Origin of the sequence: Gordonia otitidis (assembly GCF_020735545.1) — a bacterium.
GTDB classification, from domain to species: domain Bacteria; phylum Actinomycetota; class Actinomycetes; order Mycobacteriales; family Mycobacteriaceae; genus Gordonia; species Gordonia otitidis.
This window is the reverse complement of the sequence record NZ_CP085974.1, coordinates 522497-540433: the sequence shown is the minus strand read 5'-3', so window position 1 is coordinate 540433 and position 17937 is coordinate 522497. Positions and strand designations below refer to the sequence as shown.

The window sequence follows — 17937 nt, the reverse complement described above, 5'->3', positions numbered from 1 at the left end:
GCAGTGGTGACCCAGCGGGTCGTCGGCTCGACCTGCCGGCACGGAAGGACCGCAACGCACGTGGCTGTACCGCTTCCGGACACCGTCTTTCACTCGGGTCCGGTCTTCGACGGGTATCGACTCCACGACGACCTGGCGGTCGGTGTGCGTTCCGGGCGGGTCGTCGCGATCGGCCCGACCGACCGCGTCGTGTCGCTCGTGGCCGGCGCGCAGCGTATCGACCTGGCGGGACGGCTACTCCATCCGGGATTCACCGACGCCCATGTCCATGCGCTGTCGGCGGGCGTTGACCGCAATGCGTGCGACCTGACCGATGCCGACGACGCCTACGCAACCCTCGACGCTATCGCCGCCTATGCCGCAGCGACCGATCGTGACTGGATCGTCGGCTCCGGGTGGACCATGAGCCATTTCGAGCGGGGCTGCCCGACCGCTGCCGCACTCGACGCCGTCGTCGACGACCGTCCGGTGTTCCTGCTCAATCGCGACCATCACGACGCGTGGGTCAACTCGCGAGCGCTCGAGCTCGCCGGCATCGATGCTGCGACCCCCGACCCGTCGGACGGGCGCATCGAGCGGGCCGCTGACGGCTCGCCAACGGGAACCCTGCATGAGGGTGCGATGGACCTCGTCTCCCGGCACGTACCGCAGCCGGGCGCCGCCGAACAGTACTCGGGACTGCTCTGCGCGCAGGAGTACCTGCATTCGCTCGGTGTCACGGGCTGGCAGGAGGCAATCGTCGGGGAGTACCCCGGTATGGCCGATCTGGACTCGGTGTACACGGCAGCCGAGGAGGCGGGCGATCTCACCGCGCGGGTCGTCGGCGCGTCATGGCTGCCGCGCGATCTCGATCGCTGGGCGGTCGACGACATCGTCGCGGGTTTCGCGGCGCGGCGGGCGAACACCGCGGGCCGACGGTGGAGCGTGCACTCGGTGAAGATCATGGTCGACGGGGTGGTGGAGAATCGCACCGCGGCCATGTCGGAGCCGTACTGTCAGGATGATGCGAGCAGGCGCGGATGTGCGTGCGCGCCTGCCGACACCGGATTGGCGTACTTCGACCAGAAAGTGCTCACCGAAGCGGCGATCGCCTGCGACGCCGCGGGACTCGACGTCCACTTCCATGCCATCGGCGATGCTGCCGTGACCTCCGCGCTCGACGCGATGGAGGCGGCCCGCATCGCGAACGGGCTGACGGAAGGCCGACATCACATCGCACATGTGCAGCTGATCCGACCGGAGGACATCGGTCGTTTCACGCAGCTCGGTGTGACCGTCAACATGCAGGCGCTGTGGGCGTGCAACGACGACTCGATGGTGAGCCTGGTGCGTGAGGCGATCGGCGAGCAGCGATATCAGTGGCACTACCCGTTCGGGTCGCTGGCCCGATCGGGGGCCGCGCTTGCCATGGGTAGTGACTGGGCGGTGAGCACCCCCGATCCGTGGGCCGCGATCTCCGTCGCCGTGAACCGCACCCCGCCCGGCGAGTCGGTCGAGCCGCTCCTCCCCGACGAAGCGCTCGACCTGACCACCGCGCTCGCCGCATACACCCGCGGGTCGGCACATGTGAACAGGCGCGACCAGGTCGGGGTCATCCGGCCGGGAGCACGTGCCGATCTGGTCATCGCAGACCGCAATCCTTTTGCCGAGCAACCGGACTCGCTCTGGCAAACCCGAGCCGACCTGACCGTCGCCGACGGTGAGATCGTTTACGAGAGGACCCACTCATGACCGCAGTCGAAGCCGCCAAGCCGACGGAGGTGAGGACCGCGCAGCGCGGTGCCATCTCACTGCACGGTGTGACCAAGGTGTACGACAACGGCCACGTCGCGGTGACGAACATCGATCTCGACGTCGCCGCAGGAGAATTCGTCTCGCTACTGGGGCCGTCGGGATGCGGCAAGACGACGCTCCTGCGCATGCTCGCCGGGTTCGAGCGGCCCACAGAAGGCGACATCACGCTCGACGGCACGTCGATCATCGACGTCCCGCCGGAGCGTCGACCCGTGAACACGGTGTTCCAGTCCTACGCGTTGTTCCCGCACATGTCCGTGGCGCAGAACGTCGGGTTCGGTCTGCGCCAGCGCAAGGTCGCCAAGAAGGAGATCGGGCAGCGCGTCGCCGAGGCGCTCGAGCTCGTGCAGATGACCCGCTTCGCCGATCGTAAGCCGGCCATGCTGTCGGGTGGGCAGCAGCAGCGCGTGGCACTCGCTCGCGCGCTCGCCAACCGCCCGGACGTACTGCTGCTCGACGAGCCGATGAGCGCGCTCGATCGCAAGCTGCGCGAGGAGATGCAGATCGAACTCAAACTGCTCCAGAAGGATCTGGGCACCACCTTCGTGTTCGTGACACACGATCAGGAGGAGGCGCTCTCGATGAGCGATCGCATCGTCGTGATGAGTGAGGGCCGTGTCGCGCAGGTCGGCGACGGCAAGGACATCTACGCCAAACCAGTGAACCGGTTTGTCGCCGACTTCGTCGGAAAGCAGACGTTCTTCGACGTGACCGCAGGCATGTCGGACGGTCGTCTCCCGACCACCGACGGCCCCTTCGTGGTCGCGGACGACCCGGACAGCCTCTCGGGCGACCTCGTCGTCGCCATCCGGCCGGAGGCGATCTGGTTCGCCGAGACGCAGGCCGACATCGACGGCGCCGACAACGTCATTTCCGGCACCACCGCCGGTGTCTCGTTCCTCGGCGACCTCACGCAGGTCGTGGTCACGACCGACGCGGGCACCGAGGTGTTGGTGCGCGGTGCGACACGCAACTTCCCGGAACTGCGCGAGGGTCAGCACGTCACGTGCACGTTCGCCGGTGCCGACACGCGGGTGTTCGTCAAATGAGCCGGCAGCCACGGGCAGACGACGATCCGACGGCGGTGCGCGCCCTCGTCCCGCGCGCGGCCGTGTCCCGGATCACCCGCCGCAGCTTCCTCGCCGGAATAGGCGTCACCGTCGCAGGTCTCGCCGTGACGGCATGCGGGGGAGACAAGACCATCGCCCCGTCGAAACCGGTGTCCGATGACATGGAGAGCCAGCTCAACTACTACAGCTGGGGAGACTACGAGGACCCGGGTGACCTCGATGCGTATCGCAACAAGTTCGGTGTGCGGCTGCAGGTCGACTCGTTCGGTTCGAACGAGGAGATGATCGCGAAGCTCGCCGCGGCCCGCGGCACCTCCGGCTACGACGTCGTCGTCCCGACAGGTGTGTACATCCCGCAGATGGTCGAGCACGGCCTCCTCGACGAACTCGACCACTCCCGGATACCCAACCTGAAGAACCTGGAGGAGCGGTTCTTCAATCCGCCGTGGAATCCGAACTCGCGCCACGCAGCCTGCAAGAACTGGGGAACGACGGGGTACATGTACCAGAAGTCGCTCACCGACAAGACCCCGACGTCGTGGAGGGATTTCATCGATCTCGCCCGTGGGCCCGCGAAGGGCAAGGTGAGCGTCGTCGAGGATCCGTGGGAGGTCGTGTCGATAGCGATGGGATCGATGAACATCGACCCGAACACGACGAACGCCAAAGACCTTGCCGCAGCTCGAAACATCCTCGTCAATCAGCTCGCTCCGACAATCCAGGGCTACAACTCGTCGATCACGTCGATCGTCTCGGGAGGTGCCTACACGCTGTTGCAGGCATGGAACGGCGACGCCCGCCTGACCCTGATGAACGAGAGTGAGCCCGACAAGTGGGGTTTCGTGTACCCGTTGCCCACAGCGAACCTCTTCACCGACAACTTCGCGATAGTCCGTGGTACCCAACACCCCGCTGCCGCATACGCATTCATCAATCACATGCTCGATCCGGAGGTCTCGTTCACCGAACTCCAGTACATCGGCTACCAGACCGGGATCAAGGGCATGGTCGAGAAGGCGAAAGCCGCTGACCTCCCGTTCCCCGAACTGCTCTTCCCGTCCGACGAGATCGTCGATCGCCTCGTCGTCGCCACCGTCGACTCGGCAACCCAGGAACGCACCGAGATCCTCAATCAGATGCAGGCGAGGAGCGCCCGATGACCACGACAGACACGCTCGCGCCGACACCGCAGCATTCCGAGCCGGACGACAAGCCGATTCGTACCCCCAAACCCCCACTCCGACAACGTCTCTTCGGTGCGGGCGGTCTTACCTTCCCGGCATGGGCCTACATCGTCTTCTTCTTCGTCATCCCCCTCGCGCTGGTGATCTGGTACAGCTTCGGGTACAAGCCCGACCAGTTCACGACGTACGCCACCGATCGCCTGTCGTTCGACAACTATGGCGAGGCATTCGGCTCTGACTACCGATCCACCTTCTCCAACACGCTCCAGATCGCCGTCATCGGTGTCCTGCTCACGTTGCTGATCGGCATCCCGTTCGCGTATTGGCTTGCGGTCAAGAGCAATCCACGGCGACGTCCGCTGTACCTCGCGCTGATCATCGTCCCGTTCTTCACCAACTTCCTCGTGCGGACCATCGGTTGGCAGATCACGCTGGCGCCCTCGGGTTGGTTGTCGAGTGCGATGCAGAGCATGGGGCTCGGCGAACTCGGCATCCTGTACACACGTGCGGCGGTACAGATCGGCGTCGTCTACAACTACCTACCGCTGATGATCTTCCCGCTCTACGTCGCGATGGATCGCGCCGGTCTGTCGTTACGCGAGGCGAGCCGGGATCTCGGGGCGAACCGGTGGACCACGTTCTTCCGGATCACCCTCCCGCTCGCCTCGCCGGGCATCGCGTCGGGTGTCCTGCTCGTGTTCATTCCCCTGATGGGCGACTACGTGACGCCGTCGGTGCTCGGCGGCGCCAAGGGGACGATGGCGGGACAGATGATCGCGGCACAGTTCGAGACCGCTCAGAACTGGGCGCTGGGGTCGGCGATGACGGTGTCGCTGATGCTGGTCGTGCTGTTGTGCGTGGTTCTCGCCGGGCTGGTCATCCGTGCGATCGCCACCTACCTGGACAAGCGGGTGTTCGATGTCCGACTTCCCGACGCCACCGGCCAGAAATCCGGTCCGTTGCCGCCCCTGACCATGAAACCGCTACGCACACAGTTCGATTGGTACACATTCGCGATCAAGGCGTGGGCTGTCATCGTGTTCCTGTTCTTGTTCCTGCCGATCGTGGTCATCGTCGTGTACTCGTTCAACACCGGTCGGCTCCTACAGCAGTTCGATTCGTTCGGGTTCACCGCCTATTCCGATGCGCTCACCAACGACACGATCGTCAGGTCGGTGGAGGTGTCGCTCGAGGTAGGCGTGCTGTCCGCTCTGCTGGCCACGGTGCTCGGCGGGTTCGCGGGCATCGGAATCGGCATCTCACGCAGGCCACGATGGTGGTCCGTCGGGCTAATGGGGCTGCTCACCGTCACACTGGTCACCCCCGACATCGCCGACGCGGTGGCCTTCCTCCCGTGGTACGTCACCCTTGGCGTGGACGGCGGGCTCACCCCGTTCAACAACGGCCTGTTCCGTCTGGTCATCTCGCACGCCGTGGTGTCGATGGTGGTCGTCACGTTCATCGTGCGAGCCCGCGTTGCCTCGCTCGACCCTGCGCTCGAAGAAGCCGCAGCCGATCTCTACGCGTCGCCGGTGGCGCGGTTGCGGCACGTAATCCTGCCCGCGGCCATGCCGGGAATCATCGCCGGCATGCTGCTGGCTTTCACCTTCAGCCTCGACGACGTCGTGATCTCGACTTTCGTGCAGCAGCCGGGGTACACACCGTGGCCGGTCTACGTGTTCTCCAACGTGCGCGTCGCGTTGCGTCCGGAGGTCGCGGCGATGTCGACGCTCATGTTGGCTCTCACCCTGGTGGTGCTGGCGGTGTCCGCGGCGATCCTGCGTCGTAGCGGTGAGGACTCGAACTCGATGGTCAAGATGCTCGGCTGAGGAGGGGACAGCCGCAGAAAAGACGACGCCGTGCTTGAACCTGAAATTGGGTTCAAGTACGGTTTCGTCTATGAACGTCGACGGAAGTGTTGCGATCGTCACAGGTGCTGCCGGGGGAATCGGGTCGGCGCTCGCGCGCGGTCTCATCGCAGGCGGTGCGCGCGTTGTCGCCACTGACCTCGACGAACAGGCGCTGACCCGCGCGGCAGCCGAGGTCGACCCGACCGGCGACAACGTCGCCACGCTGGCAGGCGATGCGGGGTCGTCCGACCACATCGATGCCACGATCGCCCTGGCGCAGTCGCGGTTCGGTCCCGTCGACATGTATGTCGCGAACGCAGGCATCGGTGGTCGTCCAGGGCTCTCGGCCACCGATGCCGACTGGGACGTCGCGCTCAACGTCAATGTGCTCGCACATGTCCGGGCGGCCCGTCGACTCGTGCCCGAGTGGGTAGAACGTGGTGGCGGCTACTTCGTGTCCACGGCGTCGGCCGCGGGGTTGCTGACGCAAATCGGTTCGGCCATCTATTCGACGACCAAGCACGCAGCGGTGGCCTTCTCGGAATGGCTGAGCGTGACCTACGGAGACGCGGGTGTGAAGGTGAGTTGCCTGTGCCCGATGGGCGTCGACACCGCACTGCTGCGACCGACGACCGAGCCCGACGACCCGGACGCGCTGCTGATGCAGCGTGCGGTGGAAACCGCCGGACGGGTGCTCACCCCCGATGAATGTGCAGAAGTCGTCCTCGCCGCCATCGCCGACGAGCACTTCTTGATCCTGCCGCACCCCGAGGTCCTCGAGATGTATCGCAACAAGGGCGCCGACTACGACCGCTGGCTGCGCGGGATGCGCCGATACCAGCACACGCTGCGCGGTCAACTCGCTGACGCCTGACGACCCCGTTCGCCCACAGCCTTCCACCGTAAGGAGAACCCGATGAGCCTCTTCGAGATGTCGCCGCGCGCAGCGGAATACCGCCAGCGCGTGCTGGACTTCATGGATCAGTACATCTACCCCAACGAGGCGGTGTACGAGCAGCAGATGCGCGAGCTCGACAACCCGCACGCCAACCCGCCGATCCTCGATCAGCTCAAGGAGAAGGCGCGCGCCGAGGGGCTGTGGAACCTCTGGTTCGCCGGGAGCGGAGCGAGCGGGAACGATCGTGGCAGCCATCCACACAAGGAGTGGGGGCCGGGGCTGAGCAACCTCGAGTACGCGCCGCTCGCCGAGATCATGGGGCGCGTTGTCTGGGCGTCGGAGGTGTTCAACTGCAACGCACCGGACACCGGGAACATGGAGGTGCTCACGCTCTTCGGCACCGACGAACACAAGGAGCGCTACCTCAAGCCGCTGCTCGCCGGCGAGATCTCCTCGGCTTTCGCGATGACCGAACCGGCGGTGGCGAGCTCGGATGCCACCAATATCGAGATGTCCATGGTCCGCGACGGCGACGAGTACGTACTCAACGGACGAAAGTGGTTCGCGTCGAACGCGGTTCGGCCTGACTGCAAGGTGCTCATCGTGATGGGCAAGACCGATCCCACTGCGCCGACGCACAAGCAGCAGTCGATGATGGTCGTCCCGACCGACGCGCCTGGACTGACCATCGTGCGCAACCTCCCGGTGTTCGGCTACGTCGACCGGGAGAGCCACGGAGAGCTTCTCTTCGAGAACGTGCGCGTCCCCGTGGCCGACGTCCTCAAGGGCGAGGGGGAAGGCTTTGCGATCGCGCAGGCGCGACTCGGACCGGGACGAATCCATCACTGCATGCGGACGATCGGGATGGCCGAGCGCGCACTCGAATTGATGTGCGCCCGCGCCACCCAGCGCGTCACCTACGGAGAGCCATTGGCCGACCGCGCGAACATCCAGGACTGGATCGCCGAGTCGCGCATCGACATCGAGATGGTGCGTCTGCTGACCCTCAAGGCCGCCGACATGATGGACACCGTCGGCAACAAGGCCGCAGCCACCGAGATCGCGGCCATCAAGGTCGCGGCGCCCAACGTCGCGCTGAAGATCATCGACCGCGCGATCCAGGTGTACGGCGGCGCGGGGGTCACCGACGACTTCCCCCTCGCGATGGCCTACGCGCACATCAGAACGCTGCGTCTGGCGGACGGCCCCGACGAGGTGCACAAGCGGGCGATCGCGCGTCGCGAACTCCGGCCGTATCGCACCGGTCCTGCACCGGAAACCGTTGCGGGTGTGTCTGATCAGGCGCTGGCGGCACGGTGGTGAGTTCATCGGTGGCCGGCCTGTCCATTCCCGAGGTCGACCCGGATGGGCTGAGTACCTGGTTCTCGGCCAACGGGATCGAGCTCGACGGTGACGTGCGGACGACGAGAATCGGTGGCGGACAGTCGAACCTCACGTACCTGCTTTCCGATGACTCCGGCCGACGATACGTCCTGCGCCGCCCGCCCGTGGGCCACCTGCTCGCGTCGGCCCACGACGTCGCCCGTGAGGCGCGCATCCTGTCGGCACTGGCACCGACCGACGTCCCGGTTCCTGCCGTGTACGGTGTCTGCGCCGACGAGGCGGTGGCCCCGGTACCGCTCGTGATCATGGAGTTCGTCGACGGCATCTCCCTGGAGAAGCGCGAGAGCGCCGAGAAGATGCCGATGGCGGCGCGGCGCAACGTCGGGACGTCGATGATGCAGACCCTGGCCCACATCCATGCCGTCGACCTCGACGCGACGGGTCTGACCGATCTCGCAAGCCACAAGCCCTACGCGCAGCGCCAGCTCAAGCGGTGGACGGCGCAATGGAATCATTCCAAGACCCGCGAGCTTCCAGCGCTCGACGCCCTGACGCGGCGGCTCACCGACAACGTCCCGGAGCAGCGTGAGATGTCGTTGGTTCACGGCGACTTCCACATTCGCAACGTCATGGTCGATCAGGAGACCGGCGACGTGCGGGCCGCACTGGACTGGGAGCTCTCGACGCTCGGAGATCCGCTCGCCGACATCGGCAGCACGCTCGCGTACTGGCCCGAGGTGGGAGAGGAGATCCCGGGGCGATTCAGCGCGGAAACGATGGAGGGATTCCCAACACCCGCCGACGTGGCAGCAGACTATCTGCGGATCACCGGGCGCGACCCGCAAGCGCTGAAGTTCTGGCGGGCGCTCGGCTTGTGGAAGGTCGCGATCATCGCCGAGGGCGTCGTGCGGCGGGTCCAGGACGATCCGGCCAATCGCGCCGCGACGGGAGTGCCGACCGCGGCCGTGGTCGACCGCTTCGTCGACAAGGCGACAGCGATGGCCGATGAGGCTGGATTGTCGTGAGCCGATACCGTTGAGCGGTTCCGATCATTCGGTAGGCCACGAGGTGGCCGGTGACAGGAGAGCCAGATGAGCGTCCGCCCCGACGAGACCGCCGCGCACGACGACGCGCTGCAGGTGCCGTCGGTGGCGGCTGCCTCGAGCGTGCGAAAGCCACTGACCGCCCGGGGCGAGAGGACACGGGCAGCCTTGGTCTCCGCGGCGCGCACGGTATTCGAACGTGATGGGTTCGCCGATTCACGACTCACCGACATCACCGCCGAGGCGCAGTGCTCGATCGGATCGTTCTACACCTACTTCGACAGCAAGGAAGAAGTTCTCGACGCCGTGCTCGCCGAGGCCCACCAGGACATGCTGCATCCGGGCTTTCCGCATGTGGAACCCGGCTCCGAGGACGATCCGACCGAGATCCTCGCCGCGGCCAACCGGGCCTATTTCGAGGCGTATCGGCGAAACGCGGGTTTGCGTCTGGTACTCGAGCAGGTCTCGTCGACGATGGCGCAGTTCCGTGAGAAGCGGCGCCAACGCAGTCTGGTGTTCGTCGAGCGAAACGCGCGCCACATCAGAGAACTGCAGGAGCGTGGCATCGCAGATCCCGAACTCGACCCCACCGCCGCAGCCGCGGCACTGTCGGGCATGGTGTCGCGCATGGCATATCAGACGTTCGTGGTCGGCGGCGAGCCCATCGACATCGACATGATGGTCGACACCGCCACGCGACTGTGGGTCAACGCAATCGGAGTTCGACGCCCCGACCGCGCATAGCGCGGACCCGGCACACGGTCGCCGCACCACTGCACCGATCCCGACGGCAACCTATCGAGAACGCGGTGTACCCGAGCTACTCGAGGTGAGCTCGCGCAGCGAGTCGCGGTCGATCGCGCGCTTGAGGATCTTGCCGGTCGCGCCTTTCGGAAGTGCGTCGACGACGTGGACGATGCGCGGCACCTTGTAGGCGCTGAGACGTTCCTTCGCCCATTCGCGTAGCGCAGCTGTGTCGACCACTGCGCCAGGGCCGACCGCGATCACTGCGGCGATCTCCTCGCCGTAGTGGGTGTCGGGGACACCGACCACGGCCACCTCCACGATATCGGGATGGCCGTAGAGCACCTCCTCGACTTCGCGTGGATACACGTTGTAGCCGCCACGAATGATGAGATCTTTTGCGCGGTCGATGATCCGGACGTCGCCGTCGGCGTCCATCGAGCCGATGTCCCCGGTGCGCAGCCATCCGTCGACGAGTTCGGACGCCGTGGCGTCGGGCCGGTTCCAGTATCCGGTCATCACCGTCGGTCCCTTGATGAAGATCTCACCGACCTCGTCGGCGCACAGCGGTGCGCCGTCCGGGTCGCGTACCTCGATCGTGAAGCCGGGCAACGCCGGACCGACGGTCCCGACCTTCGGCGCACCGTCGAGGTTGCGGAACGTCGCGGTGCCTGCGGTCTCGGTGAGGCCGTAGCCCTCGAGGATCGCGCACCCGAATGTATCGGCGAACGCACGGATCACCTCGCCCGGCATCGACGCCCCACCCGAGCACGCCAACCGGAGGTCGGCGAAGTCGTCGGCGGTGTAACCGGATGCGTTCTGCAGCATTGCATTCCACATCGTCGGCACACCACAGGCGATCGTGGCACGTTCGTCGCGCAGGCGGTTCATGAACTCGACGGGCGCAAACGGCGAGAGCAGTGACAGGCTGCCACCCCATGTCAGGGCGTTGTGCATGACGACCACCTGCCCGAAGCAATGGAAGAGTGGAAGTGCGGTGGCCCAACGTTCATCGTCGGCGAGGCGCAGTGCCGACCGGAATGCGACCGGGGCTGCGTTGACGTTCGCGATGCTCAACTGCGCACCTTTGGGCTTCCCGGTCGTACCGGAGGTGTACAGGATGACCGCGGTGTCGTCCTCCTCGCGTTCGAAGAATGCGTCGACGGACGGCCCACCCGCATTCGCATTCTCCTCGAATGCTCGGAGTTCGACGAACGGGATCCCGCGGTCGGTCGCGACGAGATCGGCCGCCGCTGCGGATTCGTGCCATGCGACGATCAGTGACGTCCCGGAATCCTCGACCACGTAGTCGATCTCATGCCTGGTCGACATCGTGTTGACCGTGATGACGGTCGCGCCGATCGTGTGGAGTCCGTAGTACGCGATGACGAACTCGGGAATCGACGGTGCAACCAGCAGGACGCGGTCGCCGGGCGCCACGTCGTGACCTGCGAAGTACGCTGCGCTGCGGGTGATTCGGTCGCGTAGTTCGCCGTAACGCAGGATGCGGTCGCCGCTGCGCACGGCGATCCGGTCGGGGTGGGTGTCTGCGCCCTTCCACAGGGCGGCAACGGGATTGGCCATGGTAGGTCTCTCGGGGCAGTGGATCGGTGGGGCGTGGTGGTCACTCGAAGTAGCGGCGCGGGACGTCGACCAGCATGGTGTCGATGTCGGCATCGCTCACCCCGCGCTCGCGCAGTGCGGGCAGGACGTCCTCACTGATGTGTCGGTAGTTCCAGTTGGGTACGGCCTGCTTCTTGGCCACCGGGTCGAACCAGTCGATGAAGCACGACGCGTCGTGTGCCAGCCCCATCCGATCGGCGTAGCCGCGCTTGGTCAGTTCGACGATCGTGTTGATGCGATCGTCGAACGGCAGCAGGACGTCGAGTCCGAACCGGTCCATCCCGAGAATCGATCCCTCGTCGGCGATCTTCATGAGGTAGTCGAGGTCGGTGGAGTCGCCGGAGTGCCCGATCACGACCTTCGTCAGATCGACTCCCTCCTCGGCCAACACCCGTTGGGCGACAAGACCCGAACCGGTGTGCGGATTGGTGTGCACGGTGATCGGCGCACCGGTCTGTACGTGTGCCTGGCCGACGGCCCGCATCACCCGTTCCACGCCCGGGGTCAGGCCGGGTTCCTCGATGGCGCACTTGAGGAACGACGCCTGAACCCCGGTGTCGGCGATTCCCTTGGTGAGGTCGCGGACGAACAGGCCCACCAGCGGCTCGTCGACGTCGAACAGCAGTCCCGGACCGGTGTAGTGGAACTGGAAAGGAATGTCGTTGTAGGTGTAGAGCCCGGTCGCGACCACGATGTTGAGGTCGACCTGGTCGGCGATGCTCTTGATGCGCGGAATGTAGCGTCCGAGCCCGAGGACCGTCGGATCGAAGATGGTGTCGATGCCGAGACTCTTGAGCTCGGTGAGGTCGCGAACCGCGTCGGCGATCTTCTGGTCTTCATCCCAGTCGTCCTGGTAGTTCTCCCGGTGTTCCTCGCCGACGACGAAGATGTGCTCGTGGATGAGGGTCCTACCCAGGTCGGTCGAGCTCACGGGGCCGGTAACGGTGTTGACAGTGCTCATCAGATTCCCTTCGCGATGCGTGAGCAGCCGCGGACCACGTGGTGTGTGCTGCGTCACCACTGGACAGTAGATGAGACTGAGTTCATGTTCAAGTGCTTGTCCGAGGGGTCGGTGTCATCCGATCAGTGCAGCACCGTGATCCCCCTGAGACTCAAGACGTCTTGCCATTTGTCACACTGGTGTGGTGCAGAAGTTACTGATGAGGCGAATGAGACTGTTGGGACTTGTGGTGATTGCGGTGATGGCCGCAATCGTTGCCGGTGCCGGCCAGGCATTGGCCGCGCCGGGAACCTCGACAACCCCCACAAGTCCGACAACCCCGACCACTCCGAGGACGTCGGGCACGTCACCGATTCCGTCGATAGGAATTCCCGCGGTTGACGGACTCCTCGACAAGCTCGCGGGGAATGGATCGACGACGCCGGGGACCACGGCGTCGGACACCAGCCAGATGATCGTGGTGACCGCGCCGAAGGCCACCGACACCACTGCGACACTCACCGCTTTCGAAAAGGGCGCCGACAAGTCGTGGAAGCCCGCATTCGGACCGACCAAGGCATTCCTGGGATCGCAGGGGATGGGCGAACCGAAGGACAACGTGCCCCGCACGCCCGAGGGCACTTTCGCGCTCGACCAGGCATTCGGCAGGGAAGCGAATCCGGGCACGAAGATGCCCTACTTCCAGGCCACGCGCCAGGACTGGTGGGACTCGAACATGAAGTCGCCGACCTACAACACACACGTCCGGTCGGCCAAGAGCCCCGGTGGCGACAGCGAGAACCTCTACGACTCCGGTCCGGTCTACGACTACGCCGTCAACATCGCCCACAATCCGCAACGTGTGCCGGGCAAGGCGTCGGCGATGTTCCTCCACGTCACCAACGGTGAGCCGACGCAGGGCTGTGTGGCAATCGACCGTGAGCTGATGAAGAAGATCCTCGTCTGGCTCGACCCGGCCAAGCACCCGAAGATCACCATCGGGGTCAACGCCGCCGCGCCGACGGGTGACGCCCCGAGCACCACCGCGCCGTCGGGAACCACTCCCACGACGCCGACCACTCCCACGACACCGAGTCTTCCGGGGGTGTCGGACATCCTGGGCGACAAGGGATTGAGCGATCTGCTGACCCAGCTGGTCAACCTCATCCCGACGCTGCTGGGAACGAAGTAGCCCTAGACCGACCGTGGGTCGAATCCGAAGATGTGGGTGCTAGAGCACCGCTTCTCGGATTCGACCCACGTTTGTCGATGGAGGTCAGTGTGACGCGACGTTCTCCCGCTTGAGCTCGAAGCACGCCGCGTGGCGACCGCCGAAGTCGTCGCGCGGCGCGGTCATCGCCTCGACCTGTGCGCGGGCCTGCTCGACGACGGGTGTGGCCGGGTCGAGTACCCCCAGATACACCTCGTGTGCGGCAAGGGATTTCACCGCAACATCGACCTGGTCGGTGACATCGACCGCATGGGTCGGGTGCGGGCCGTTCTCGAACAACCATCGGGGGGCGTCCTCGGCGAGAGAGTCGTAGGCGTCGAGGACTGCGGCGGAGAACTCCATGTGGTCGCGCTGATTGGGCTTACCCGGAGCCCACTCCGCGCCGCCGTAGAGGGAGAGCACCACTTGGGGATCGACACGCCTGATGGTGTCTGCGACCGCCGCACGCAGTTCCGGCGTGTTGCGAATGTTGCTGTCCGGAAAGCCCCAGAACTCGACCTCGCCGACGCCGACAATCGCGGCCGACGCTCGCTGCTCACCCTCGCGCAGCGGGCCTGCCTGCGCAGCGTCCATCCCCTCGATGCCGACTTCACCGCTCGACGCGAGGGCGTACACCACGCGTTTACCCTCGCCGGTCCACTTCGCAACCGCCGCCGCCATCCCGTATTCGGGATCGTCGGGATGTGCGACGAGTGCCAGCGCGGTGTGCCAGTCGGTCGGATAGGGTGTCAGATCGGACATGGCCTGACTCTATCGACGGCTCAACGCTTGTGGTCGAGGTTGGCCATCTTCAACACGTCGAGGCGCTTGTCGAGTTCCTCCTCGCTGAGCTTGTCGGGCACGAGACCGCGGTCGATGACGGTCTGTCGAATCGTCTTGTGCTCCTTGAGTGCCTGCTTTGCCACCGCCGCGGCCTCCTCGTAGCCGATGGCGGAGTTCAGCGGCGTGACGATCGACGGCGAGCTCTCCGCGAGAGTCCGCAAGCGCTCCTCGTCGGCTCGCAGTCCGGAGATGCACCGGTCGGCGAACAGCCGCGAGACGTTGGCGAGCAGCTTCAACGATTCGAGCACGTTGCGGGCCATCATCGGGATGTAGACGTTGAGTTCGAACGCGCCGTTGCCACCGCCCCACGTGACCGCGGCGTCGTTGCCGATGACCTGGGCGGCGACCTGCGTGACCGCCTCGGGCAGAACGGGATTCACCTTGCCCGGCATGATCGAGCTGCCCGGCTGGAGGTCGGGGAGGTGGATCTCGGCGAGTCCGGTCAGCGGGCCGGAGCCCATCCAGCGGACGTCGTTGGCGATCTTGGTCAGCGAGACCGCGATCGTCTTGAGCTGACCCGACAGTTCGACGAGGCCGTCGCGCGCCGCCTGGGCCTCGAAGTTGTTCTTGGCCAACGTGATCGCGTCGACGTCGGTCAGCTTGACGAGTTCGGCGACGACCTTCGTGCCGAAATGGTCGGGGGCGTTGAGTCCTGTACCGACTGCTGTGCCACCGATCGGTACCTCGCCGACGCGCGGGAGTGTAGCGGTCAGGCGTTCGATTCCGGCCTCGACCTGTCGCGTGTATCCGCTGAACTCCTGGCCGAGCGTGACCGGAACCGCGTCCATCAGGTGGGTGCGCCCGCTCTTGACCACCTCACGCCACTCCTCGGCCTTGGCCAACAGCGCGAGCCTGAGATGATCGAGCGCGGGGATGAGGTCGGTGACGACAGCCTCGGTGGCCGCGACATGTGTCGCCGTCGGGAACGTGTCATTCGACGACTGCGACATGTTCACGTCATCGTTCGGGTGGACGTCGACACCGTTGCCCTTGGCAATCGAGGCGATGACCTCATTGGCATTCATGTTCGAGCTGGTACCCGAGCCGGTCTGGAAGACGTCGATCGGGAACTGGTCGTCGTGCTTGCCGTCGGCGATCTCCTTGGCCGCGGAGATGATGGCGTCGGCCTTGGTGGCGTCGAGCAGACCGAGGTCTTTGTTGACCTGTGCGCAGGCTGCCTTCAGTAGTCCCATTGCCCGGATCTGCGTGCGCTCGAGTGGGCGGTGGCTGATCGGGAAGTTCTCCACTGCGCGCTGCGTCTGCGCGCGCCACAGCGCGTCGACGGGGACCTTGACCTCTCCCATGGTGTCGTGCTCGATGCGGTACTGCTGCTGCGCCATCTGTCTCTCGTCCTCCGGTTCTCGACGGTGGGTTAGGACTACCTCAAACAACGCTACTCGCAGCGGGTTGTGGGGCCGCGTCTGCCGTACACAGGTGCCAGGATCTGGCACCTGTGTACGGCAGAGGCACTGGGGATCATGATCGACGCCGCGGTGCGGTGTCCGTGCCCGGAAGAGCACGAGCCGCGAGACCGCTCGCTCAGCGCTCCTTCGACCGAATCCGCACGCCGCCCAGCGGCACGGTGACCGAGCCGGACGGGTCGGTGAAGAAGTCGTTGCCCTTGTCGTCGACGACTATGAACGCGGGGAAGTCCTCGACCTCGATCTTCCACACCGCCTCCATGCCGAGCTCGGGGTATTCGACGACCTCCTGGCTCTTGATGCAGTCGAGGGCGAGGCGGGCCGCGGGACCGCCGATCGAACCGAGGTAGAAGCCCCCGTGGGCGTCGCACGCCCTGGTGACCTGGGCGGAGCGATTTCCCTTGGCCAGCATGACCATCGACCCACCTGCGGCCTGGAACTGCTCGACGTAGGAATCCATCCGACCCGCGGTCGTCGGACCGAACGAACCGGACGCCATGCCCTCGGGCGTCTTGGCGGGGCCCGCGTAGTACACGGGGTGGTCGCGCAGGTACTGCGGCATCGGCTCGCCCGCGTCGAGGCGTTCCTTGATTTTGGCGTGTGCGATGTCGCGGGCCACGACGAGTGGGCCGGTCAGTGACAGTCGCGTCTTGACCGGGTACTTCGACAGTTCGGCGAGGATCTCGGGCATCGGGCGGTTCAGGTCGATCTGGACGACCTCGCCGCCCTCGATGTCCTCGGCGACGCCGGCGTCGGGCATGTATTGTGCCGGATCCGTTTCGAGCTGCTCGAGAAAGACGCCGTCGGCGGTGATCTTGCCGAGAGCCTGGCGATCGGCCGAGCAGGAGACCGCGATGGCCACCGGGCACGAGGCGCCGTGACGTGGCAGACGCACGACGCGGACGTCATGGCAGAAGTACTTGCCGCCGAACTGTGCTCCGATGCCGAAGGACTGGGTCAGCTCGAACACCTTCTCCTCGAGTTCGAGATCACGGAACCCGTGCGCCGACATCGACCCTTCCGTCGGGAGCGTGTCGAGGTAGTGCGCCGACGCGTACTTGGCCGTCTTCAAAGCGAATTCCGCCGACGTTCCGCCGATGACCACCGCGAGGTGATACGGCGGGCAGGCCGCAGTGCCGAGCGAGCGAATCTTTTCGTCGAGGAAGGAGAGCAGCCGGTCGGGGTTGAGGATCGCCTTGGTCTCCTGGAACAGGAACGACTTGTTGGCGCTCCCGCCGCCCTTGGCCATGAACAGAAACTTGTACTCCGGACCCTTCGGTCCCTGCTGCGTCGAGTAGATCTCCACCTGCGCAGGAAGATTGGTGCCCGTGTTCTTCTCGTCGTACGTGGTCAGTGGTGCGAGCTGCGAGTAGCGAAGGTTGAGCTTGGTGTAGGCGTCGTAGACACCGCGTGAGATCCACTCGCCGTCGTCGACACCGGTCAGCACGCCCTCGGACTTCTTTCCCATGACGATCGCGGTGCCGGTGTCCTGACACATCGGCAGCACGCCGCCAGCCGAGATGTTGACGTTCTTGAGCAGATCGAGCGCGACGAACCGATCGTTGCCCGAAGCCTCCGGATCGTCGATGATCCTGCGCAACTGGCGCAGATGGGCCGGCCGGAGGTAGTGACTGATGTCGTGCATCGCCTCGGACGTCAGTCGTTCGAGTGCCTCCGGCGCAACCTTGAGGAAGGTCTGACCGTCGACGTCGAATGTGGACACCCCCTCTCTGGTGATCAGACGGTAGGGCGTGTCGTCGGCGCCGGAGGGCAGCAAATCGGCATAGCGGAACTCCGGAGCAAGGGCTGGTTTGCTCACGCGCAAACTCTATCGCGGCCGGTCAGCGCCCTCGTGGGTGCCGTCGAGAGCTGTGGCACAGGCCACCGTGCGGCGATGTCGACGAATCGGCCCCCGCGCGGGCCGAACACAATGCGGGTATTACTGTGTGGTGGATCACAGATTCAGTTCACTG

14 protein-coding genes are annotated in these 17937 nt (G+C 65.4%); 9 read left to right on the top strand and 5 right to left on the bottom strand.

Features of this window, described 5'->3' with window-relative positions; all coding sequences use genetic code 11:
• Positions 1-60: 60 nt before the first annotated feature.
• The 8 genes from LK459_RS02365 to LK459_RS02330 all read left to right on the top strand — a co-directional run bounded on the left by LK459_RS02365 (position 61) and on the right by LK459_RS02330 (position 9927).
• The gene (locus tag LK459_RS02365; protein ID WP_227921543.1) at positions 61-1731 is read left to right on the top strand and encodes an amidohydrolase; all 1671 of its coding nucleotides are present in this window, start codon (positions 61-63) and stop codon (positions 1729-1731) included.
• Positions 1728-2843 (top strand): ABC transporter ATP-binding protein, encoded by a 1116-nt coding sequence (locus tag LK459_RS02360; RefSeq protein ID WP_227921541.1) that lies wholly within the window; start codon positions 1728-1730, stop codon positions 2841-2843. Before LK459_RS02365 ends, LK459_RS02360 begins: the two co-directional genes overlap by 4 nt.
• The gene (locus tag LK459_RS02355) at positions 2840-4024 is read left to right on the top strand and encodes a polyamine ABC transporter substrate-binding protein (protein ID WP_227921539.1); all 1185 of its coding nucleotides are present in this window, start codon (positions 2840-2842) and stop codon (positions 4022-4024) included. The genes LK459_RS02360 and LK459_RS02355 overlap by 4 nt, the downstream gene beginning before the upstream one ends.
• Positions 4021-5877 (top strand): ABC transporter permease subunit, encoded by a 1857-nt coding sequence (locus LK459_RS02350; RefSeq protein ID WP_227921537.1) that lies wholly within the window; start codon positions 4021-4023, stop codon positions 5875-5877. The genes LK459_RS02355 and LK459_RS02350 overlap by 4 nt, the downstream gene beginning before the upstream one ends.
• Before the next feature lie 70 nt (positions 5878-5947).
• Positions 5948-6772: an SDR family oxidoreductase gene (locus tag LK459_RS02345; RefSeq protein ID WP_227921535.1), complete on the top strand. Its 825-nt coding sequence runs from the start codon at positions 5948-5950 to the stop codon at positions 6770-6772.
• Positions 6773-6814: 42 nt separating this feature from the next.
• Positions 6815-8119: an acyl-CoA dehydrogenase family protein gene (locus LK459_RS02340; protein ID WP_227921534.1), complete on the top strand. Its 1305-nt coding sequence runs from the start codon at positions 6815-6817 to the stop codon at positions 8117-8119.
• A gap of 8 nt (positions 8120-8127) precedes the next feature.
• Positions 8128-9165, top strand: a complete 1038-nt coding sequence (locus LK459_RS02335) for a phosphotransferase family protein (protein WP_407648704.1) — start codon at positions 8128-8130, stop codon at positions 9163-9165.
• 66 nt (positions 9166-9231) lie between these two features.
• On the top strand, positions 9232-9927 hold the full coding sequence (locus tag LK459_RS02330) for a TetR/AcrR family transcriptional regulator (protein WP_007239485.1): 696 nt from the start codon (positions 9232-9234) through the stop codon (positions 9925-9927).
• A 51-nt stretch (positions 9928-9978) separates the two neighbouring features.
• Here the strand turns inward: LK459_RS02330 and LK459_RS02325 are convergent, their stop codons facing one another.
• Entirely contained in the window at positions 9979-11511 is a 1533-nt protein-coding gene (locus tag LK459_RS02325; RefSeq protein WP_227921533.1) for an AMP-binding protein, read from the bottom strand.
• A gap of 40 nt (positions 11512-11551) precedes the next feature.
• The gene (locus tag LK459_RS02320; protein ID WP_227921531.1) at positions 11552-12511 is read right to left on the bottom strand and encodes a phosphotriesterase family protein; all 960 of its coding nucleotides are present in this window, start codon (positions 12509-12511) and stop codon (positions 11552-11554) included.
• 208 nt (positions 12512-12719) lie between these two features.
• Between LK459_RS02320 and LK459_RS02315 the strand changes: the two genes are divergently transcribed.
• The gene (locus LK459_RS02315; RefSeq protein ID WP_227921529.1) at positions 12720-13682 is read left to right on the top strand and encodes a L,D-transpeptidase family protein; all 963 of its coding nucleotides are present in this window, start codon (positions 12720-12722) and stop codon (positions 13680-13682) included.
• Positions 13683-13766: 84 nt separating this feature from the next.
• On the opposite strand, the gene LK459_RS02310 is transcribed toward LK459_RS02315, so the two are convergent.
• From LK459_RS02310 to LK459_RS02300, 3 genes are all read right to left on the bottom strand, one after another.
• Positions 13767-14462, bottom strand: a complete 696-nt coding sequence (locus LK459_RS02310) for a PIG-L deacetylase family protein (protein WP_227921527.1) — start codon at positions 14460-14462, stop codon at positions 13767-13769.
• A gap of 20 nt (positions 14463-14482) precedes the next feature.
• Positions 14483-15883 carry a class II fumarate hydratase gene (locus tag LK459_RS02305; RefSeq protein WP_007239491.1) on the bottom strand — a complete coding sequence of 467 codons (1401 nt, stop codon included), beginning with the start codon at positions 15881-15883 and terminating at the stop codon, positions 14483-14485.
• 199 nt (positions 15884-16082) lie between these two features.
• Positions 16083-17783 carry a fumarate hydratase gene (locus LK459_RS02300; RefSeq protein ID WP_227921525.1) on the bottom strand — a complete coding sequence of 567 codons (1701 nt, stop codon included), beginning with the start codon at positions 17781-17783 and terminating at the stop codon, positions 16083-16085.
• Positions 17784-17937 lie beyond the last annotated feature (154 nt).

Excerpts from the sequence above, each read along its gene's own strand:
- LK459_RS02360 (WP_227921541.1), top strand. The coding sequence starts at position 1,728 with ATGACCGCAGTCGAAGCCGCCAAGCCGACGGAGGTGAGGACCGCGCAG.
- LK459_RS02355 (WP_227921539.1), top strand. The coding sequence starts at position 2,840 with ATGAGCCGGCAGCCACGGGCAGACGACGATCCGACGGCGGTGCGCGCC.
- LK459_RS02350 (WP_227921537.1), top strand. The coding sequence starts at position 4,021 with ATGACCACGACAGACACGCTCGCGCCGACACCGCAGCATTCCGAGCCG.
- LK459_RS02345 (WP_227921535.1), top strand. The coding sequence starts at position 5,948 with ATGAACGTCGACGGAAGTGTTGCGATCGTCACAGGTGCTGCCGGGGGA.
- LK459_RS02340 (WP_227921534.1), top strand. The coding sequence starts at position 6,815 with ATGAGCCTCTTCGAGATGTCGCCGCGCGCAGCGGAATACCGCCAGCGC.
- LK459_RS02330 (WP_007239485.1), top strand. The coding sequence starts at position 9,232 with ATGAGCGTCCGCCCCGACGAGACCGCCGCGCACGACGACGCGCTGCAG.
- LK459_RS02325 (WP_227921533.1), bottom strand. The coding sequence starts at position 11,511 with ATGGCCAATCCCGTTGCCGCCCTGTGGAAGGGCGCAGACACCCACCCC.
- LK459_RS02320 (WP_227921531.1), bottom strand. The coding sequence starts at position 12,511 with ATGAGCACTGTCAACACCGTTACCGGCCCCGTGAGCTCGACCGACCTG.
- LK459_RS02315 (WP_227921529.1), top strand. The coding sequence starts at position 12,720 with ATGAGACTGTTGGGACTTGTGGTGATTGCGGTGATGGCCGCAATCGTT.
- LK459_RS02310 (WP_227921527.1), bottom strand. The coding sequence starts at position 14,462 with ATGTCCGATCTGACACCCTATCCGACCGACTGGCACACCGCGCTGGCA.
- LK459_RS02305 (WP_007239491.1), bottom strand. The coding sequence starts at position 15,883 with ATGGCGCAGCAGCAGTACCGCATCGAGCACGACACCATGGGAGAGGTC.